General features: G+C 68.5%; 16 protein-coding genes and 1 pseudogene. 9 read left to right on the top strand and 8 right to left on the bottom strand.

What is annotated here, in order from left to right; translation table 11 throughout:
• Positions 1-8 precede the first annotated feature (8 nt).
• Positions 9-899: pseudogene (locus ACK5M9_RS11460) on the bottom strand (CHAD domain-containing protein); the annotation flags it as partial.
• A gap of 323 nt (positions 900-1,222) precedes the next feature.
• Between ACK5M9_RS11460 and ACK5M9_RS11455 the strand changes: the two are divergent.
• The gene (locus ACK5M9_RS11455; protein ID WP_416893287.1) at positions 1,223-1,618 is read left to right on the top strand and encodes a hemophore-related protein; all 396 of its coding nucleotides are present in this window, start codon (positions 1,223-1,225) and stop codon (positions 1,616-1,618) included.
• A gap of 140 nt (positions 1,619-1,758) precedes the next feature.
• Here the strand turns inward: ACK5M9_RS11455 and panB are convergent, their stop codons facing one another.
• On the bottom strand, positions 1,759-2,613 hold the full coding sequence (gene panB / locus ACK5M9_RS11450) for a 3-methyl-2-oxobutanoate hydroxymethyltransferase (RefSeq protein WP_416893286.1): 855 nt from the start codon (positions 2,611-2,613) through the stop codon (positions 1,759-1,761).
• 172 nt (positions 2,614-2,785) lie between these two features.
• On the opposite strand from panB, the gene ACK5M9_RS11445 reads away from it, so the two are divergent.
• The 7 genes from ACK5M9_RS11445 to ACK5M9_RS11415 all read left to right on the top strand — a co-directional run bounded on the left by ACK5M9_RS11445 (position 2,786) and on the right by ACK5M9_RS11415 (position 11,610).
• Complete coding sequence (locus ACK5M9_RS11445) at positions 2,786-4,345, top strand: alpha/beta hydrolase (RefSeq protein ID WP_416893285.1); 1,560 nt, start codon at positions 2,786-2,788, stop codon at positions 4,343-4,345.
• Between the two features lie 118 nt (positions 4,346-4,463).
• The gene (locus ACK5M9_RS11440) at positions 4,464-6,029 is read left to right on the top strand and encodes an alpha/beta hydrolase (protein WP_416893322.1); all 1,566 of its coding nucleotides are present in this window, start codon (positions 4,464-4,466) and stop codon (positions 6,027-6,029) included.
• A 48-nt stretch (positions 6,030-6,077) separates the two neighbouring features.
• Positions 6,078-6,458: a hypothetical protein gene (locus ACK5M9_RS11435; protein WP_416893284.1), complete on the top strand. Its 381-nt coding sequence runs from the start codon at positions 6,078-6,080 to the stop codon at positions 6,456-6,458.
• 29 nt (positions 6,459-6,487) lie between these two features.
• Positions 6,488-6,661: a hypothetical protein gene (locus ACK5M9_RS11430; protein ID WP_416893283.1), complete on the top strand. Its 174-nt coding sequence runs from the start codon at positions 6,488-6,490 to the stop codon at positions 6,659-6,661.
• Between the two features lie 42 nt (positions 6,662-6,703).
• Positions 6,704-8,044, top strand: a complete 1,341-nt coding sequence (glnA, locus tag ACK5M9_RS11425; RefSeq protein ID WP_416893282.1) for a type I glutamate--ammonia ligase — start codon at positions 6,704-6,706, stop codon at positions 8,042-8,044.
• Between the two features lie 152 nt (positions 8,045-8,196).
• A complete protein-coding gene (locus ACK5M9_RS11420) occupies positions 8,197-11,121 on the top strand; it encodes a bifunctional [glutamine synthetase] adenylyltransferase/[glutamine synthetase]-adenylyl-L-tyrosine phosphorylase (protein ID WP_416893321.1) in 2,925 nt (974 codons plus the stop codon).
• A 249-nt stretch (positions 11,122-11,370) separates the two neighbouring features.
• Positions 11,371-11,610 carry a hypothetical protein gene (locus ACK5M9_RS11415; RefSeq protein WP_416893327.1) on the top strand — a complete coding sequence of 80 codons (240 nt, stop codon included), beginning with the start codon at positions 11,371-11,373 and terminating at the stop codon, positions 11,608-11,610.
• A 503-nt stretch (positions 11,611-12,113) separates the two neighbouring features.
• Here the strand turns inward: ACK5M9_RS11415 and glnA (ACK5M9_RS11410) are convergent.
• Positions 12,114-13,550, bottom strand: a complete 1,437-nt coding sequence (gene glnA / locus ACK5M9_RS11410) for a type I glutamate--ammonia ligase (protein WP_416893281.1) — start codon at positions 13,548-13,550, stop codon at positions 12,114-12,116.
• 267 nt (positions 13,551-13,817) lie between these two features.
• On the opposite strand from glnA (ACK5M9_RS11410), the gene ACK5M9_RS11405 reads away from it, so the two are divergent.
• On the top strand, positions 13,818-14,234 hold the full coding sequence (locus ACK5M9_RS11405; protein ID WP_416893320.1) for an RDD family protein: 417 nt from the start codon (positions 13,818-13,820) through the stop codon (positions 14,232-14,234).
• A gap of 73 nt (positions 14,235-14,307) precedes the next feature.
• Here ACK5M9_RS11405 and ACK5M9_RS11400 read toward each other — a convergent pair whose 3' ends face one another.
• The 5 genes from ACK5M9_RS11400 to sucB all read right to left on the bottom strand — a co-directional run.
• Complete coding sequence (locus tag ACK5M9_RS11400) at positions 14,308-15,060, bottom strand: DUF4191 domain-containing protein (protein WP_416893280.1); 753 nt, start codon at positions 15,058-15,060, stop codon at positions 14,308-14,310.
• A gap of 20 nt (positions 15,061-15,080) precedes the next feature.
• Complete coding sequence (lipA, locus tag ACK5M9_RS11395; RefSeq protein ID WP_416893319.1) at positions 15,081-16,037, bottom strand: lipoyl synthase; 957 nt, start codon at positions 16,035-16,037, stop codon at positions 15,081-15,083.
• 40 nt (positions 16,038-16,077) lie between these two features.
• Positions 16,078-16,830 (bottom strand): lipoyl(octanoyl) transferase LipB, encoded by a 753-nt coding sequence (gene lipB, locus ACK5M9_RS11390; protein WP_416893279.1) that lies wholly within the window; start codon positions 16,828-16,830, stop codon positions 16,078-16,080.
• A 66-nt stretch (positions 16,831-16,896) separates the two neighbouring features.
• Complete coding sequence (locus tag ACK5M9_RS11385; RefSeq protein WP_416893278.1) at positions 16,897-17,829, bottom strand: TIGR01777 family oxidoreductase; 933 nt, start codon at positions 17,827-17,829, stop codon at positions 16,897-16,899.
• A 4-nt stretch (positions 17,830-17,833) separates the two neighbouring features.
• On the bottom strand, positions 17,834-18,800 hold a 967-nt coding region (sucB, locus tag ACK5M9_RS11380), incomplete at its 5' end, for a 2-oxoglutarate dehydrogenase, E2 component, dihydrolipoamide succinyltransferase (RefSeq protein ID WP_416893277.1).

Raw genomic sequence — 18,800 nt, 5'->3', positions numbered from 1 at the left:
GGGCAGAGTCAGCGCCGGTATTCCCGCATCGCGGTGCGCAGCTCGGCCAGGGCCGGGCCCACCAGCCGGCGGCTGTACTCGGCCAGGGCGGCCTCCTGCTGATACAGCAGTTCGTAGGTGAGGGTGTCTTCGCCCGCGGCGCGGGCGGTGTCGGCTTGGACGAGTAGATGTTCGCGGCTGACAACGCTGTCCTGGTGATCGCCGAGTAGCGATTGAACGGTCTTGGACCGCTGGGCGACGTCGGTGGCGCCGATCGCCGCCGCCGTGTATCGAAGACGTTTGGCGTATTTGCGGATGCGGTGCAGGGCTTCGTCGGCCGCACGACGGTGTTCGTCGTGGCCGGACTCCGGCGTACCGGCCGCGGCGCGCCGCGCGGCCTTGGCCGCTTTGCGCACCCGCCGGTAGGCGTGATCCAGGGTGACCGGAACAGGGGCCTCGCCCTCGGCGGCCATTGGCCGGTTGGCCGCCGTCGCGTCGAGGGCGTCCAGGGCAGCCAGCAGGCGGAAGTAGCGCTCAGAGTTCATCGCCGCCTGTGAGCGTCGCAGTCCCAATCGGTACCGCTCGCGAGCGCCGTCGACCAGGCGCCGGCGGACAGGCCCGCGAACCAGCCCGGCATCCAAGCGGCTCAGCGCCCGTTCGTAGCGCTCGGCGAGCACCTCGGCGTCGCGGGCCTCGCCCAGCACACGGGCGAGTTCGCGCAGCTCGCGGTGTACCCGAGCGCCGTCGTCCAATGCGCAATGATCCGTGGATTCCTTGAGCAGGCTGCGAATGATGCGGATGGTCACCCGCATCTGGTGCACGGCGTCGTCGGCGTCTGCGCGCACGGCACGATCCCAGGTCCGCAGCTCGGTGACTTGGCGGGCCAATTCGCGCCGAACGGGGTCGTCCGGCCCAGCGGGCTTGGCTGTATCGACCGGGGGCTGGACCTCGAGATGCCGCGCCTGGTCGGGCACGGGAATGGGCAATGTCTTCTCCGCTGGAGACCTCGGCGGCAAGCCGTGGTGACAGTTCGTTCACGGGTGCCGATCGTCGGTGATCACATCCCGGGATTGCCATTCTAGAGTCGCCGGCCCGCTGTCGATTCCCGCTGAGCAAATCACGGCCCCGCGGGCGGCATCGGCGGTGCCGAGGCCGGCTGATCCCGTCGCAGTGAGCGCGTTTCGCGTGCGGTAGCGTGACTATTAAGCAGGGGTTTCCGCGGGCCAGGGGTAAGGAGCTGTCGATGTCGAATGTCCGGGTTTTTGCCGGCCGACTTGCTGTCGGGGTGGTCGGCGGTGCGCTGGTTTTGGGTGGCGGCGCGACGGCGGCCGGTGTGGCGAATGCGGACCCGGATGTGGACCCGGTGCCGGTGAACTGCACCGCGGGGGACCTGGCCAGGGTATCGGCCGGCGTCGCCGCCTCGGCCTCGGCCTTTTTCTTCGCCAACCCGGACGTCAACGACTTTTTCACCGGTTTGCGGCAGGTGCCCCGCGATGAGATGCGGGCGACCCTGGAGGACTACATGGCCGCCAACCCGGGGACCTACGTGCAATTGCAGGGAATCCGCCGGCCGCTGGTGGACTTCCGGGCCCGCTGCGGGATGGAGCCGCTGGCGATGGGGGATACGCCCGGCCAGTAGCCGGCGCGCCGGGTGCTCGCGAGCGTAACGCCACGGTGAAATCCGGAGCGCAAAATCGCAGCCACGTTACGCTCGCGAACGACTCGCAGCCGCCTACGCCCGGGCAGCAGCCGGCGCGCCGGGTGTCGCGGGCCAGAAGCCTAGAAGCAGTGCTCTTCGGCCGGGAACGTCCCGGTGGCGACCTCTTCGGCGTATTGCAGTGCCGCCGTTCGTAATTCGCCACCTACATCGGCGAATCGTTTGACGAACCGGGCGGTCTTGCCGCCGCTGAGTCCGGCCATGTCCTGCCAGACCAGCACTTGCCCGTCACAGTTCGGCCCGGCGCCGATCCCGACCGTCGGAATGGTCAGTTTGCCGGTGACCTGGGTGGCCAGCTCAGCCGGCACCATCTCCATCACCACGGCGAACGCACCGGCCTCGGCCACGGCTATGGCGTCGGCGATGGTCTGCTCGGCGGCGTCGCCGCGGCCCTGCACCTTGAACCCGCCGAGGGTGTTGACGCTCTGCGGAGTGAAGCCGATGTGGGCCATTACCGGGATGCCGGCGGCACTGAGGTGCGCGATCTGGCCGGCGACCCGCTCACCGCCTTCGAGCTTGACGGCGTGCGCGCCGCCTTCCTTCATGAACCGGGTGGCGGCGGCCAGGGCGGCCTGGGGTCCCGCCTCGTAGCTGCCGAACGGCAGATCGGCCACCACCAGAGCGTGCGGCGCCCCCCGCACCACACCGCGGACCAGCGGGATCAGCTCGTCGATCGAGATCGGCACCGTGGTGTCGTAGCCGTAGACGACGTTGGCAGCCGAGTCGCCCACCAGCAGCACTGGGATGCCTGCGTCGTCGAAGACGCGTGCGGTCGAGTAGTCGTAGGCCGTGAGCATGGCCCACTTGTGCCCTTCGGCCTTCCATTTCTGCAGGTGGTGGGTGCGGATTCGGGGCCGTGGCGCCGAAGCGTCGGCAGTGGTCGAACCATAGACGTTCTCGGACACCTTCTCAGACATCACTGTCCCTCAATGGGTGGTCGGGTCGATCCTCGAGGCCGCCAGCGGTCCCCGGGTTTCGTCTGACCCCGTCATTCTGCCATCCCAGGAGGGCCGATGCACTGCTGCGCCGGTGTGAGACATGCCATCGATGCACCGGCATCGCGCGGGTGTTCTGGCAGCATAGGGTGCCATGTGCCTGACTCGCCGCGACAAGATCGCGCGCCTGCTGCTGGTCTGGACTGCTCTGGCCGCCGCGATGCTGGTTCCGACGGGCTGTGTTCGCGTGGTCGCCGGGCGGGCGCACATGGCGGAGCCACGGCTGGGTCAGCCTGTGGAGTGGACGCCGTGCCGCAGCTCCGACCCCAGCGTGAAGATCCCCGGGCACGCCATGTGCGGCAAGCTCGCGGTACCCGTGGACTACGACCACCCCGAGGCCGGGACGGCGTCGCTTGCGATGATCCGCTTTCCGGCGACCGGCGACAAGATCGGTTCGCTGGTGATCAACCCGGGCGGCCCCGGCGAGTCGGGCATAGAGGCCGCGCTGGGTCTGCTTCAGAACCTTCCCCGCAGTGTTCGCCAACGGTTCGACCTGGTCGGTTTCGACCCGCGCGGGGTGTCGTCCTCACGGCCGGCGATCTGGTGCAACTCCGATGCCGACAACGACCGGTTGCGGGCCGAACCGCAGGTCGACTACAGCGAGGCCGGGGTGGCACGCATCGAGAACGAGACCAGGCAGTTCGTGCAGCGGTGCGTGGAGAAGATGGGCAAGGAGTTCCTGGCGAACGTGGGGACGGTCAGTGTCGCCAAGGACCTGGACAGCATCCGGGCTGCGCTGGGCGACGACAAACTGACCTATCTCGGCTATTCCTACGGCACCCGGATCGGCGCAGCGTACGCAGAGGCCTTCCCGCAGAACGTACGGGCGATGATCCTGGACGGCGCCGTGGACCCCAACGCGGACCCGGTCGAGGCTGATCTGAGGCAGGCCAAGGGTTTTCAGGACGCTTTCGACGACTATGCCGCCGACTGCGCCAAGGACGAGAGCTGCCCGCTGGGCGACGACCCGGCCAAGGCCGTCGACGCCTACCACGACCTGGTCGACCCGCTGGTCGACCCGGATGACCCGACAGTCGGCAGACCGGCGAAGACCCGCGATGAGCGCGGCTTGAGCTACAGCGATGCGATCGTGGGCACGATCATGGCGCTGTACTCGCCGAACCTGTGGTCCCACCTGACCGACGGGCTCAAGGAGCTGGCCGACGAAGACCACGGGGACACGTTGCTCGCGCTGGCCGACATGTACATGCGGCGCGATGCACAGGGCCATTACAACAACTCGACCGACGCGCGGGTGGCCATCAACTGCGTCGATCAGCCCCCGATCACCGACCGCGCCACGGTCATCGAGGAGGATCGCCGCTACCGCGAGGTGGCGCCCTTCATGAGCTACGGAAAGTTCACCGGCGATGCGCCCTTGGGCACCTGTGCGTTCTGGCCGGTGCCGCCGACCAGCCGGCCGCATGTGGTCTCGGCTCCCGGGCTGCCGCCGACGATCGTCGTGTCGACCACCCACGATCCGGCGACGCCGTACCAGGCCGGGGTCGATCTGGCCGAACAATTGCACGGGTCCCTGCTGACATACAACGGGACCCAGCACACGGTGGTCTTCCAGGGCGACAACTGCATCGACAAGCACATCGCCGACTATCTGATCGCCGGCACGACACCGCCCGCCGGGGCCACCTGCTGACCGGGGCCGCAGGCTGAATCACGCGCGCCCGGCGACGCGCTGACACGCGCAGCGGGAACCAACAAGTGACCAAGGCGTAACCATTTCGCGCTGTCACGGCGTTTTTTTGAGTGAGACGATTTCGGCCATGTTGCGCCTGAGAACGTTGAGCTCGGCGCTGTTGTCGGCGGGTCTGGTGCTGTGCGCCCAACCGTTGGCATTGCCGTTCGCCGCCGCGACTCCCGAACAGGACACCGGCCAGACTCGGGCCCCGGCCGCTCCCGCAGCCGCCCCACAACAGGGCTGGGGCGGCTGCTCCGAATTCGTCGCCAACATCTCCGATGTGCCCAACGCGCAATGTGCGACGCTGTCGGTGCCCGTCGACTACGGCAACCCCGCCGGGGCCCAGGCGAAATTGGCGGTCATCCGGATCCCGGCCACCGGTCGGCGGATCGGTGCCTTGCTGGTGAACCCGGGCGGCCCGGGCGCGTCGGCGGTGGACCTGGTCGCCGGCCTGGCGCCGGTCATCAAGGGCTCGTCGATGGCCAGCCACTTCGACCTGGTGGGGTTCGACCCCCGGGGCGTGGGCCATTCCACTCCGCAGTTGCGCTGCCGCACCGATGCGGAGTTCGACGCCTTCCGCCGTGATCCGATGGTGGACTACAGCCCGGCCGGGGTGGCGCACATCGAGCAGGTCTACAGCGACATCGCCCAGCACTGCGCGGACCGGATGGGGCAGGCGTTCCTGGCCAATATCGGCACCGCGTCGGCGGCCCGGGACATGGACATGGTCCGGGTGGCGCTGGGCGACGAGCAGATCAACTACCTGGGCTACAGCTACGGCACCGAGTTGGGCACCGCCTACATCGAACGGTTCGCGCCCCATGTGCGGGCAATGGTGCTCGACGGTGCGATAGACCCGATGGTCGGCCCGATAGAGCAGACCATCAACCAGATGGCGGGTTTCCAGACGGCGTTCAACGACTATGCCGCTGATTGCGCGCGGTCGCAGGCGTGCCCGCTGGGCACCGATCCGGCCCAGTGGGTCAACAGGTACCACGCGCTCATCGACCCCCTGGCTACCACACCAGCCAGGACGTCGGACCCGCGCGGGTTGAGCTATGCCGATGCCACCACCGGCACCGTCAACGCGCTCTACACCCCGCAGCACTGGAAATACCTGACCAGTGGCCTGCTGGGGCTGCAACACGGCGGAGATCCGGGTGATCTGCTGTTGCTGGCCGACGACTACAACGGTCGCGACCGGGCGGGGCACTACGACAACGGCCAGGATGCCTTCAACGCGATCCGCTGCGTCGACGCGCCGACACCGGCGGACCCGGCGGCGTGGGTGTCGGCCGACCGCCGGATTCGCGAGGCCGCCCCGTTCATCAGCTACGGGCAGTTCACCGGCTCGGCCCCGCGCGACATCTGCGCGATGTGGCCGGCGCAGGCGACCTCGACGCCGCACACGGCGGCCCCGGCCCCACCCGGCAAGGTCGTCGTCGTCTCCACCACCCACGACCCGGCCACCCCGTACCAGGCGGGCGTCGATCTGGCCCGGCAGCTGGGCGGCCCGCTGATTTCCTACGACGGCACCCAGCACACCGTGGTCTTCGACGGCAACGACTGCGTGGACGCCTCGGTGGTGCGCTATTTCCTGGATCTGACGCTGCCGCCGCCGAATCTGCGCTGCCGGGAGTGACGGCCGGATTCTGTTGCTCGATCCCGCCGGTCGAGTGACGATTGAGCCGTGGCAGCGCAGTTCTCGCTTCGGGAGATCGCCGAGCAGATGCTCGATGAGCCCCGCTACAAGCACAGGCTGAAATTGGTGTTCGAGTTCTTTCGCGGTGTCGGCGATGCGGAAGTCGAGCTGGCTCGGTTGATTGCGCAGGAACCGCCACGGGTGGGGGACGCACGGTTCGACGCGATCCTGGCGGTCAGCGCGGAGTATGTGGCGTACCACCACGGCCTGCCTGTTCCGGCGTGGGCGACCGATGACAGTCGCACATTGGGGTTCGGCTGGTTCATCCCTGAATATCAGCAGGCTCGCCGCTGGGCGATGGTTCGTTCGCCGGCGGCGTTTAAGGCTCGTGGCATTTACATCGAGGAACGCGATCTGGCGAACGTCTGATTGTCGGAGGCGTGGCTCACAATGAGGGGGTGGAGCGCACACCGCGCTCTGCCCGTGATCGTGATGACCTGCTGCTGCTGGTGTCCTATCTGGGCTGGACCCGTAGGGACGAGTTGCTCTCGGCGGTGAATAGCTACTTCCCCCATGAGGAGTTGGGTGCTCGTCAGCGGGCAATGCTCGACTCCCTGGGGTTATCCGAGTAGCCGTAACACGGGCTTAACAGAACGTGCCTAGGGTTTCGGGATATGGATCGTCAGAAGGAGTTCGTCCTACGCACGCTGGAAGAACGCGACATCCGCTTCGTCCGGCTGTGGTTCACCGACGTGCTCGGCTACCTCAAATCGGTGGCGATCGCCCCCGCCGAACTCGAAGGGGCTTTCGGAGAGGGCATCGGCTTCGACGGATCCTCGATCGAGGGATTTTCGCGGGTCTCGGAATCGGACACGGTGGCCCACCCCGACCCGTCGACGTTCCAGGTGCTGCCGTGGGTCACCGACTCCGGTCATCATCACTCGGCGCGGATGTTCTGCGACATCACCATGCCCGACGGCTCACCGTCGTGGGCGGACCCGCGGCATGTGCTGCGCCGCCAGCTCCAAAAAGCCAGTGAACTGGGCTTCTCCTGCTATGTGCATCCCGAGATCGAGTTCTTCCTGATCAAGGCCGGGGCCGAAGAGGGTGCCGAGCCGGTTCCGATCGACAATGCCGGCTACTTCGACCAGGCCGTACACGAGTCGGCGTCGAAGTTCCGCCGGAACGCGATCGACGCCCTGGAGTTCATGGGCATCTCGGTGGAGTTCAGCCATCACGAAGGCGCCCCCGGCCAGCAGGAGATAGATCTGCGGTTCGCCGATGCGTTGTCGATGGCCGACAACGTGATGACCTTCCGCTACGTCATCAAGGAGGTCGCGCTGGAGGAAGGGGTGCGCGCGACCTTTATGCCCAAACCTTTTGGCCAGCACGCGGGTTCGGCTATGCACACCCACATGAGCCTGTTCGAGGGCGACGTCAACGCCTTCCACAGCGATGACGACCCGTTGCAGTTGTCGGTCGTCGGCAAGTCCTTCATCGCCGGGATCCTCGAACACGCCGCGGAGATCAGCGCGGTCACCAACCAGTGGGTGAACTCCTACAAGCGGCTGGTGCACGGCGGTGAGGCGCCGACGGCGGCGAGCTGGGGTGCCGCCAATCGCTCCGCGCTGGTGCGGGTCCCGATGTACACCCCGCATAAAACATCCTCGCGTCGCGTCGAGGTGCGCAGCCCGGACTCGGCGTGCAACCCCTACCTGACGTATGCGGTGCTGCTGGCCGCCGGATTGCGCGGGGTGGAACAGGGCTACGAACTGGGACCGGAGGCCGAGGACAACGTCTGGGACCTGACCTCGGAGGAACGCCGCACCATGGGCTACCGCGAGTTGCCGTCCAGCCTGGACAATGCGCTGCGCGCCATGGAATCTTCCGAGCTGGTCGCCGAGGCGCTGGGAGAACACGTCTTCGACTTCTTCCTGCGCAACAAGCGCACGGAGTGGGCGAACTACCGCAGCCACGTGACGCCGTTCGAGTTGCGCTCCTACCTGTCGTTGTAGCCGCGCGGGAGTTGTGACACCGCACCCGGCCGGGCAGCCGGCGGCCGGCGGCCGGCGGCCCTGACCGGTCGGGCTACTGCGATACCGTCGGAGTCGTGACCAAGCCGACGACGCAGCGCCCGAAGCTGCCCAGCGCCGGACGGCTCGGGCTGATGGCCGGCTCGGCCGGTGACGGGCTGGCCCAGCTGGGGTGGGACCAACACGACGACGAGGCCCACGTGGAGCGGCTCTGGGCGTTGTCCCGGGCGGCCGACGCCGACGCCGCCCTGCGCGCGCTGGTCCGCCTCTCGGAGAACCCCGACGCGCAATGGGACGAACTCGATTCGGAGCTGCTCACCGACCGCGGGCTGCGCGGACGTCTGTTCGCCGTACTGGGCGCGTCGCTGGCGCTGGGGGATCACATCGTCGCCAACCCGCAATCCTGGAAACTGCTGCGGGGTACGGTGGCGCTGCCTTCCCGCGAGCAGATGCTCCAGTCGTTCGTGGCATGCGCCGAGGAGTCATCGGCGGGCGCGGGTTCGGTGGAGCACCGGTTGCGGGTGCACTACCGCGACCATCTGCTGGTGCTGGCCGCACTAGACCTGGCCGCCACCGTCGAGGACGAGCCGGTGGTGCCCTACACCACCGTCGGCGCGCAGCTCGCCGACACCGCAGACGCCGCACTGGCGGCCGCGCTGCGGGTAGCCGAAAAGACGGTGTGCGCCGACGGCCCACCCCCGCGCCTTGCCGTCATCACCATGGGCAAATGCGGTGCCCGCGAACTGAACTATGTCAGCGACGTCGACGTGATCTTCGTCGGCGAGCGCACCGATCCGGTCACCCTGCGGGTGGCCGGCGAGATGATGCGGCTGGCGTCGTCGGCGTTCTTCGAGGTGGACGCGGGGCTGCGCCCGGAGGGCCGCAACGGTGAACTGGTGCGGACGGTCGAATCACACCTGGCCTACTACCAGCGCTGGGCCAAGACCTGGGAGTTCCAGGCGCTGATGAAGGCCAGGCCCGCCGTCGGCGACGCCGAGCTGGGCGAACGCTACCTGCAGGCGCTGATGCCGATGGTGTGGGTGGCCTGCGAGCGCGAAGACTTCGTGGTCGAGGTGCAGGCTATGCGGCGCCGGGTGGAGCAGCTGGTGCCGGCCGAGGTGCGCGGCCGCGAGCTCAAGCTCGGCAGCGGCGGCCTGCGAGACGTGGAGTTCGCCGCGCAGCTGCTGCAGCTGGTGCACGGCCGCGACGATTCCTCATTGCACGTGGCGTCCACCGTGGACGCGCTGACAGCCCTCGGAGCGGGCGGATATATCGGCCGCGACGACGCGGCGAACATGATCGCGTCGTATGAGTTCCTCAGGCTGCTCGAACACCGGTTGCAGCTGCAGCGGCTCAAGCGCACCCACCTGCTGCCGGACCCGGGTGACGAGGAGGCCGTGCGGTGGCTGGCGCGGGCGGCCCGCATCCGCCCCGACGGCCGCAACGATGCCGCCGGAGTGCTGCGCGACGAACTCAAACATCAGAACGTGCGGGTGTCCCGGCTGCACGCCAAGCTGTTCTACCAGCCACTGCTGGAATCGATGGCCCCGGCCGAACTGCAGATCACCGGCCACCCGATGACCTCCGAAGCCGCCGAACGCCAGCTGGCCGCACTCGGCTACGAGACACCGCGGATCGCCCTCAAGCACATGGCCGCGCTGGTCAACCTTAGCGGCCGGCGGGGACGCGTCCAGTCGGTGCTGCTGCCGCGGCTGCTCGACTGGCTGTCCTATGCCCCGGACCCCGACGGCGGGTTGCTGGCCTACCGGCGGCTGAGCGAATCGCTGTCCACCCAGGGCTGGTACCTGGCGACGCTGCGGGACAAGCCCACCGTCGCCAAGCGGCTCATGCACGTGTTGGGCACCTCCACCTATGTGCCGGACCTGCTGATGCGCGCGCCGGAGGTCATCGCCTCCTACGGGGACGGCACGCACGGGCCGAAGCTGCTGGAGGCCGACCCAGCCGGGGTTGCTCGGGCACTGGTCGCCTCGGCGGGCCGCCAGCACGAACCCGCTCGGGCGATCGCGTCGGCGCGCACGCTGCGCCGCCACGACCTGGCCCGCATCGGATCGGCGGACCTGTTGGGCATGCTGGAGGTCACCCAGGTGTGCGCAGCGCTGACGTCGGTGTGGGTGGCGGTGCTGCAAGCCGCGCTGAACGTGGTGATCAGGTCCAGCCTTCCCGAGGACGGCAGGGCGCCGGCGGCGATCGCGGTCATCGGCATGGGCCGGCTGGGGGGTGCCGAGCTGAGCTACGGTTCGGATGCCGACGTGATGTTCGTCTGCGAGCCGGCCGAGGGCGTGGCCGATCCGCTGGCGGTGAAATGGTCGACGACGGTGGCCGAGCGGGTCCGCAAGTATCTGGGCGAGCCCAGCGTGGACCCTCCCCTGGAGGTCGACGCCAACCTGCGGCCCGAGGGCCGCTCCGGCCCGCTGGTCCGCACCCTGGCGTCGTATGAGGCGTACTACGCGCAGTGGGCGCAGCCCTGGGAGATCCAGGCGCTGCTGCGCGCGCATGCGGTGGCCGGCGACGCGGAGTTGGGGCAGCGTTTCCTGCTGATGGCCGACCGGACCCGGTATCCGCCCAACGGTGTATCGGCCGAGGCGGTGCACGAGATCCGCCGGATCAAGGCCCGCATCGAGTCCGAGCGGCTCCCGCGTGGCGCCGACCCGAAAACCCATACGAAGCTCGGGCGGGGCGGACTGGCCGATATCGAGTGGACGGTCCAGCTGCTGCAGTTGCGGCATGCCCACGAGATTCCGGGCCTGCACAACACCTCGACGCTGCAATCGCTGGACGTTATCGCCTCGGCCGGCCTGGTCGGCGAAGAAGAGGTCGACCTGTTGCGGCAGGCCTGGCTGACCGCCACCGGGGCACGCAACGCGCTGGTGCTGGTCCGGGGCAAGCCCACCGACCAGCTGCCGGGCCCGGGACGCCAGCTCAATGCGGTCGCGGTGGCCGCGGGCTGGCACAACGACGACGGCGGGGAGTTCCTGGACAACTACCTGCGCGTGACCAGGCGGGCCAAAGTCGTGGTGCGCAACGTGTTCGGGAGCTGAGACTGCCGGGTTCTTCGGCGCCGCAGTCGGGGAGGTCGGGGAGGTCGCGGAGGTCGCGGAGGTCGGGGCGCCCGCGAACTGGGCCTGGCCGCGAACTTGTGGCGGCGCTGTGGCCGCCAAGAGCAGGGTCGAACCTGACTTCGGACACGGTCTCCGAGATTCTGCTTCGCTAGGTGTTTTACCTGTGGGTTCGCGTGGTCGGGTGGCCTTTTTGGGGTACTAGGCGGGTAGGTTCACGCGGGGGCATACGTGCGGAAGGCGCGCACGACCTCGGGCGCGGCGACGATGCAGGTCGCGCGCAAAGATCAGGGCAAAGCGGTGATCCGGGCGCATCTTGGCTCGGCGCATACCGATGCTGAGTTGGGCATTCTGCTCGACCAGGCCCGAGGGATCGTTGCCGGTGGGCACGCTGCACTCGATTTCGAGGTGGTGACGTGTGCGCAGGCGAATGGCTCCGGGGCGATTCAACCCGCTTGCTCGCGAGCGTAACGCCAGGGCGAAATCCGGAGCTCGAAATCGCAGCCACGTTACGCTCGCGAACGATTCGCAGCCACCTGCCCCGAATTCGACCTCACGCCTGGGTACTAGGCAAAATGTCCGAACTCAGGTGGGCCTGGACGCGAACTGGTGGCGGCGAACTGGTGGCGGCGCCGTGGCCGCCAAGAGCAGGGTCGAACGCCGGCAGTGGCCCGGGACCCGGCGGGAGCGATGCCGGTGAAGCTGTGCGGCCTCGGCTTTGAGTGTGAACGTAGGGCTTTGAGTGTGAGCCCACGGCTTTCACTGTGAGCAGAGGGCGGGGATCTGGGCGATATTTCCGCCGTGGCTTCACAGTGAAAGCCGTGGCTTCACAGTGAAAGTCACCGGCCGCCGGCCGCGAGTGGACAGCAGACAGCAGACAGCCCGCCCGGCCAGGTGATGCCTGCCGAGCGGGCTGTCTCTACCCCGCGTTCTTCAGCGCCCTTCGACTGCTACACGTCCTGCTACACGTCCTGTTATACGTCGTAGTAGAGCGCAAACTCATACGGTGTGGGCCGGATCTGCACCGGCAGGATCTCGTTGTCCCGCTTGTAGTTGATCCACGTCTCGATGAGGTCGGAGGTGAACACGCCGCCCTCGGTGAGGTACTCGTGGTCCTCCTCGAGCTTGTCGATCACCGCCGCCAGCTGGGTGGGGGCCTGCGGGATGTTCGCGGCCTCCTCCGGCGGAAGTTCGTAGAGGTCCTTGTCCACCGGCGCCTGCGGCTCGATCTTGTTGCGGATACCGTCCAGGCCGGCCATCAGCATCGCCGAGAACGCCAGGTACGGGTTGCCCGAGGCGTCGGGGCAGCGGAACTCCAGCCGCTTGGCCTTGGGGTTGCTGCCGGTGATCGGGATCCGCACGCACGCCGACCGGTTGCGCTGGCTGTAGACCAGGTTGATCGGCGCCTCGAAGCCGGGCACCAGCCGCTTGTAGGAGTTCACCGTGGGGTTGGTGAACGCCAGCAGCGATGGTGCGTGGTGCAGCAGGCCGCCGATGTAGTGGCGGGCGGTGTCCGACAGGCCGGCGTACCCGGTCTCGTCGTACATCAGCGGGCCGCCGTTCTTCCACAGCGACTGGTGGGTGTGCATGCCCGAACCGTTGTCGCCGAACAGCGGCTTGGGCATGAAGGTGACGGTCTTGCCGTTGGCCCAGGCGGTGTTCTTGACGATGTACTTGTAGAGCTGCATGTCGTCCGCGGCATGCAGCAGGGTGTTGAACTTGTAGTTGATCTCGGCCTGCCCGCCGGTGCCCACCTCGTGGTGGCCCTTCTCCAGGCTGAAGCCGGCGTTGATCAGGTTGGTCAGCATCTTGTCGCGCAGGTCGACGTAGTGGTCGACCGGCGCCACCGGGAAGTAGCCGCCCTTGGGGCGGACCTTGTAGCCGCGGTTGGGGCTGCCGTCGGCTTCGTTGGCCGCACCGGTGTTCCACCATCCGGCGATGGCGTCGACCTCGTAGAAGGATCCGTTGGTGCGCGAGTCGAAGCTGACCGAGTCGAAGATGTAGAACTCGGCTTCGGCGCCGAAGTAGGCGGTGTCGGCGATGCCGGTGCTGATCAGATAGTTCTCCGCCTTGCGGGCGACGTTGCGCGGGTCGCGGGAGTAGGGCTCCAGGGTGAACGGGTCGTGGACGAAGAAGTTCAGGTTCAGCGTCTTGGCTTCCCGGAACTGGTCGATCTTCGCCGTCGCTGGGTCGGGGAGCAGCAGCATGTCGGACTCGTGAATGGACTGGAACCCGCGGATCGACGAGCCGTCGAAGGCCAGCCCCTCTTCGAACACGGCCTCGTCGAAGAAGGAAATCGGAATCGTGAAGTGCTGCATGATGCCGGGCAGATCGCAGAACCGGACGTCGACGAACTCGACGTTCTCGTCTTTGGCAAGTTTGAAGACGTCGTCGGGCGTCTTATCCGTCACGGAATGCTCCTTATGTTGTTGATTCACGGCCGACGCTAGGCAGGCGATATTGCCCGCCGGTCAACCCGATGTTGCGCAGACGTTACGTAGCTAACCACCCGGAGACGATCCCGGGCCGGTGGCCGGTGGCCGGTGGCCGGTGCCGGTGTGGGCCCTGATGCGGGACCCTATTGTGAAGGCCATGGCAGATCAGATGGTAGCCGATCGCACGCTGAGGTTCGGCGGCCCGTCGGGGTGGTGTGCATCACCGGCGGCCGGCCCGAGCCGATGACGTCGGAGTCGCGGCCGCGCCACCCAGGCGAAATACTCGGCCTGCCGCCGTCGGGATCGGGTTCGGTGGCCCCGATGGGTCGCAGGCTGGCGGCCCTGCTGGTGGACTGGCTGATCGCCGGAGGTGTGGCGGTGCTGGCCAGCCGGGGCATGGCCTCGGACGCGTGGGTCAACGCCCAGGTGGGCATCTGGCTGGTGCTCGGTGTGGTGGGCGTGCGGCTGTTCGGCTTCACCTTCGGGCAACTGGCGCTGGGCCTGCAGGTGGGGGCGGTGGACGGCCGGTTGCCGATCAGCATCGGGCGGGCGCTGGCTCGTGTGCTGCTGATCTTTCTGGTGGTTCCGCCGCTGTTCACCGACTTCGACGGGCGCGGCCTGCAGGACCGCCTGACCAGCACTGTCGTGCTGCGACGCTGAGTGTCTGCTTCGCGAGCGTAACGCCAGTGCGAAATCCGGCGCCCCAAGTCGCAGCTGCGTTACGCTCGCGGTCTTATTTGCGACGCACGGTGCGCTGGACGCCGCGCATCTTGCCGGAGTTGGGCAGCGGCCCTTTGGGCAGGACGCCTGCCCCGGCCCGCGAATTCAGTGCGGTCAGCCTCGACTCGAGTGAGTCCATTTGTTTGGCGCTGATGTTCGCCGGCAGCCGGGTCAGGTGCCGCTCCAGCTTGGCCAGGGGGATTTCGCCGTCGCCGTTGCCGATGACGATGTCGTAGATCGGCACGTCGCCGACCAGCCGGGCGGTGCGCTTCTTCTCCTGGGCCAGCAGCGGCTTGACCCGGTTGGCCGAACCCTCGCCGACGAAGATCACGCCGGGACGCCCGATCACCCGGTGCACCGCGTCGAAATGGCCGGTCGCCGCCACACCCGGAGTGACCCGCCACTTGCCGCGCATGTTGTCCAGCACCCAGCCCGCCGCACCGGCCTGGCCTTCGGCTTGGCGGTACATGCTGCGCTGGGCTCGGCGACCGAAGATGATGAACGCCACCAGGCCGGCCAGCGTCAACCCGAGCAGGGTCATGAAGATCATGCTCATCCCGCCGGCCCAGACGCCGAGTGCCACCGACGACCCCGCCACCAGGACGAACGCGCTGATCATGTAGGGCAGCAGGCGCTTGTCCTGCTTGCGCTGCATGTTGAACGCCTGCCACAACTGGGCTCGGCGTTCCTTGGAAGCGGCTTTGCGCGCGGCTTTGGCTTCAGCCTTGGCGGCCTTGGTTTCAGCGGCGGTTCGAGGTTTGGCCATAGTCGTCAAGGATACGGAAGTCAGGAAGGGCGGGCAGGCGCCGGCAGGTCGGCAGCCGGGGTTCGCGCGCCGCTAGCCTGCTCGTAGAGCCGCCCGGCCCGGTACGATGACCTGACCAGCGGGCCGGCCAGCACTCCGGCGAATCCCAGCTCCTCGGCGTAGTGTGACAGCTCGACGAATTCGTCCGGGGTGACCCAGCGCCGCACCGGATGGTGCCGGGGGGAGGGCCGCAGGTACTGGGTGATGGTGACGATGTCGCAGCCGGCGGCGTGCAGGTCGACGAGTGCGGCACGCACCTCCTCGGACGTCTCGCCCAGGCCCAGGATGAGGTTGCTCTTGGTGACCAGGCCGGCATCGCGGGCCGCCGTCAGCACATCCAGGCTGCGCCGGTAGGAGAACGCCGGGCGGACCCGTTTGAACACCCGCGGCACGGTTTCGACGTTGTGTGCCAGCACTTCGGGGTGTGTTCGGAAGACCTCGGCGAGGCGGGCCCGATCACCGTTGAAGTCGGGGATCAGCAGTTCGACCCCGGTGGCCGGGTTGAGTTCCTTGATGGCGCGCACCGTTTCGGCGTACAGCCAGGCACCGCCGTCGGGCAGGTCGTCGCGTGCGACGCCGGTGACGGTGGCGTACCGCAGCCCCATGGTGTGCACGCTCTGGGCAATGCGGCGCGGTTCGTCGCGGTCCAGTTCACCGGGCTTGCCGGTGTCGATCTGGCAGAAGTCGCATCGCCGGGTGCACTGGTCGCCGCCGATCAGGAAGGTGGCCTCCCGGTCCTCCCAGCATTCGAAGATGTTGGGGCAGCCGGCCTCTTCGCACACCGTGTGCAGCCCCTCGCGCCGGACCAGTCCCTTGAGCTCGGTGTACTCCGGCCCCATGCGGGCCCGCGTCTTGATCCAGGGAGGTTTGCGCTCGATCGGAGTCTGGGAGTTGCGCACCTCCAGGCGCAACAGCCGCCGGCCCGGGGGCGGTGACACGGAGGCGCCGGCATCCGGTCTCTCCGCGACAGTCACCTCGTCAGTCTAGGGCCAGTTCGGGCCGCGGCCGGCGGCCGGGGGCCGGGGCGGCGGGTTCAGCCGGGCCGGCTGCGGGGATGGCTGGGACGGCAGCATGCTCGCCCACCGGCAGCACACCGTCGAGGGCGTCGCAGACAGCGCGGGCCACCGTCGAGCGCATCTCGTCGACACCGATCCGGCGGCCCAGTTCCGCCGACAGCGACGTCACCTCGGCGTCGCTGATGCCGCAGGGCACGATGGTGGTGAACGCGGACAGATCGCAGTCGCAGTTGATGGCGAACCCGTGCAGTGTGGTGGCGCGGGCCACCCGCACGCCGATGGCCGCCACCTTGCGGGCCGGCCGGCCGTCGACCCAGACCCCGGAGCGGCCGTCGACCCGGCCCGCGGCCAGCCCCAACTCCGCGCACACGCTGATCAGCGCTTCCTCGATGCGTCGCACGTAGTCGACCACGTCGAGCGGCTCGGCCAGACCGATCACCGGATAGCCGACCAGCTGGCCGGGGCCGTGCCAGGTGATCTTGCCGCCCCGGTCGGTGTCGATCACCGCGGTGCCGTCGACCGGGCGCTCCTGGGCTTGGGTGCGCCGCCCCGCGGTGTAGACCGCCGGATGTTCCAGTAGCAGCAGGGTGTCCGGGCCGCCGGCAACCCGGGCATCCGCCAGCTCGCGTTGCATATCCCAGGCCGCCCGGTAGTCGAGAATGCCAAGGTTGCGCACCTGGACCGCGGCGGTGCCGGAGCGGATGGATCGCCTCACACCGGCGACGCTACCCCTACACCCGATGCCGCCGGACGGGCGGCGTCGCCGGGGCTCGGGTGGCGGTCAATCCCGGAGGCGGCGGGCGGTCGCATACCCCAGGGCCTCACCGATGGTGTTGTGGTGGAACCGGAATCCGGCGCGCTCCAGCGCGGTAGGGATGGCGCGCTGCCCGGCGAGCAGGCCCTCGTCGGCGAATTCCCCGAGGGCCGCGCGGACCGCGAAACCCGGCAGCGCCAGCGGTGTGGGGCGGTTGACCGCACGGCCGAATGCGGTGGTGAATTCGGCGTTGGTCACCGGCGCGGGCCCGGTCAGGTTCACCGGCCCGGACAGCTCGGGATGGGAGATGGCGAACAGCAGCGCCCGGATCTCGTCTTCGAGGCTGATCCACGGCATGTACTGGCGGCCACCGCCCAGCCGGGCGCCGAGGCCCGCCGAGAACAGCGGTCGCATCATGCGCAGCGCGCCGCCCGCCGGGGCCAGCACCACCCCGGTGCGCACCAGCACCACGCGGGCGCCGCAGTACCGGGCCGGGAAGGTCGCCGCTTCCCAGTCCACGCACAGCTGCGCCAGGAAACCCGTTCCCGCCGGGTCGTTCTCGTCGACGATCCGGTCGCCGGAATCGCCGTAGTAGCCGACCGCGCTGGCGTTGATCAGGGTGCCGACCCCGGCGACGGCTACGGCGGCGGCCAGCACCTCGGTCGGGGCTATCCGGCTGTCGCGCAGGCTCTGTTTGAACGCCCCCGACCATCTGCTGGAGCCGACGCCGACCCCGCACAGGTTGACCACGACGTCGACGTCGGCGAGCGCGTCGGGGTCCAGCTCGCCGCTTTCGGGATTCCAGTGCAGCTCTTCGGAATTCGCCGGGGTACGGCGCACGATGCGCAGGACGCGGTGATCGGCGGCGCGCAGCGCCGAGGCCAGGGCCGAACCGATGAGCCCCGACGAGCCGGCGATGGCGACAACGGCCTTGTCGGCCGCGGAATCGCCGTGAGTCACCGTCCTACAAACCCAGGTCGGCCTCGAAGGCCCCTTCTTCGAGCCGCTGCTTGACGGTGGTGACGAAGCGGCCGGCGTCGGCGCCGTCGATGAGCCGATGATCGTAGGTCAGCGGCAGATAGCTGATCGAGCGGATGCCGATGGACTCGTTGCCCGCCTCGTCGGCGATCACCCGCGGGCGTTTGACGATGGCGCCGGTGCCCAGCATGGCGGCCTGGGGCGGCACCAGGATCGGGGTGTCGAACAGGGCGCCCTGGCTGCCGATGTTGGTGATGGTGAAGGTGCCCCCGGACAACTCGTCGGGCTTGAGCTTGTTCGACCGCGCCCGGGCGGCGATGTCGACGATCGCCCGGGCCAGCCCGGCCAGCGACAGGTCACCGGCGTTGTGGATCACCGGCGACAGCAGACCCTGCTCGGTGTCGACGGCGAACCCGAGGTGTTCGGCGTCGTAGTAGGTGATCTCCTTGGTGTCCTCGTTGTAGCTGGCGTTGACGTTCGGGTGGATCTTGAGGGCGTCGATGACGGCCCGGGCGATGAACGGCAGGTAGGTCAGGTTCACGCCTTCGCGTTCGGCGAACGAGGCCTTGGCCCGGGTGCGCAAGCCCACGATCCGGGTCATGTCGACTTCGTGGGTCTGGGTCAGCTGGGCGGTGGCCTGCAGGGATTCCCGGGTCTTGTTGGCGGTGATCTGACGGATCCGGGTGGCCTTCTGCGTGGTTCCGCGCAGATGCGCCAGGGCCGGGGCCGCGGTGGCCGCGGCTTTGGCTGCCGGGCCGACGGGCGCGGGCTGGGCCGGCGCCGCGGCTGCGGCTGCGGCTGGCTGTGCCGGTTGCGCCGCGGCCAGCACGTCCTGCTTGCGGATACGCCCGCCCACCCCGGTGCCGGTCACCGTGGACAAGTCGATGTTGTTCTCGGCGGCCAGTTTCCGCACCAGCGGGGTCACGTAGGGGGCACCGCCGGATTCGGCCGCG

The sequence above is a fragment of the Mycobacterium sp. genome (genome assembly GCF_047975165.1).
Taxonomy (GTDB): Bacteria; Actinomycetota; Actinomycetes; order Mycobacteriales; family Mycobacteriaceae; genus Mycobacterium.
This window is presented reverse-complemented; position numbering and strand designations above follow the sequence as displayed.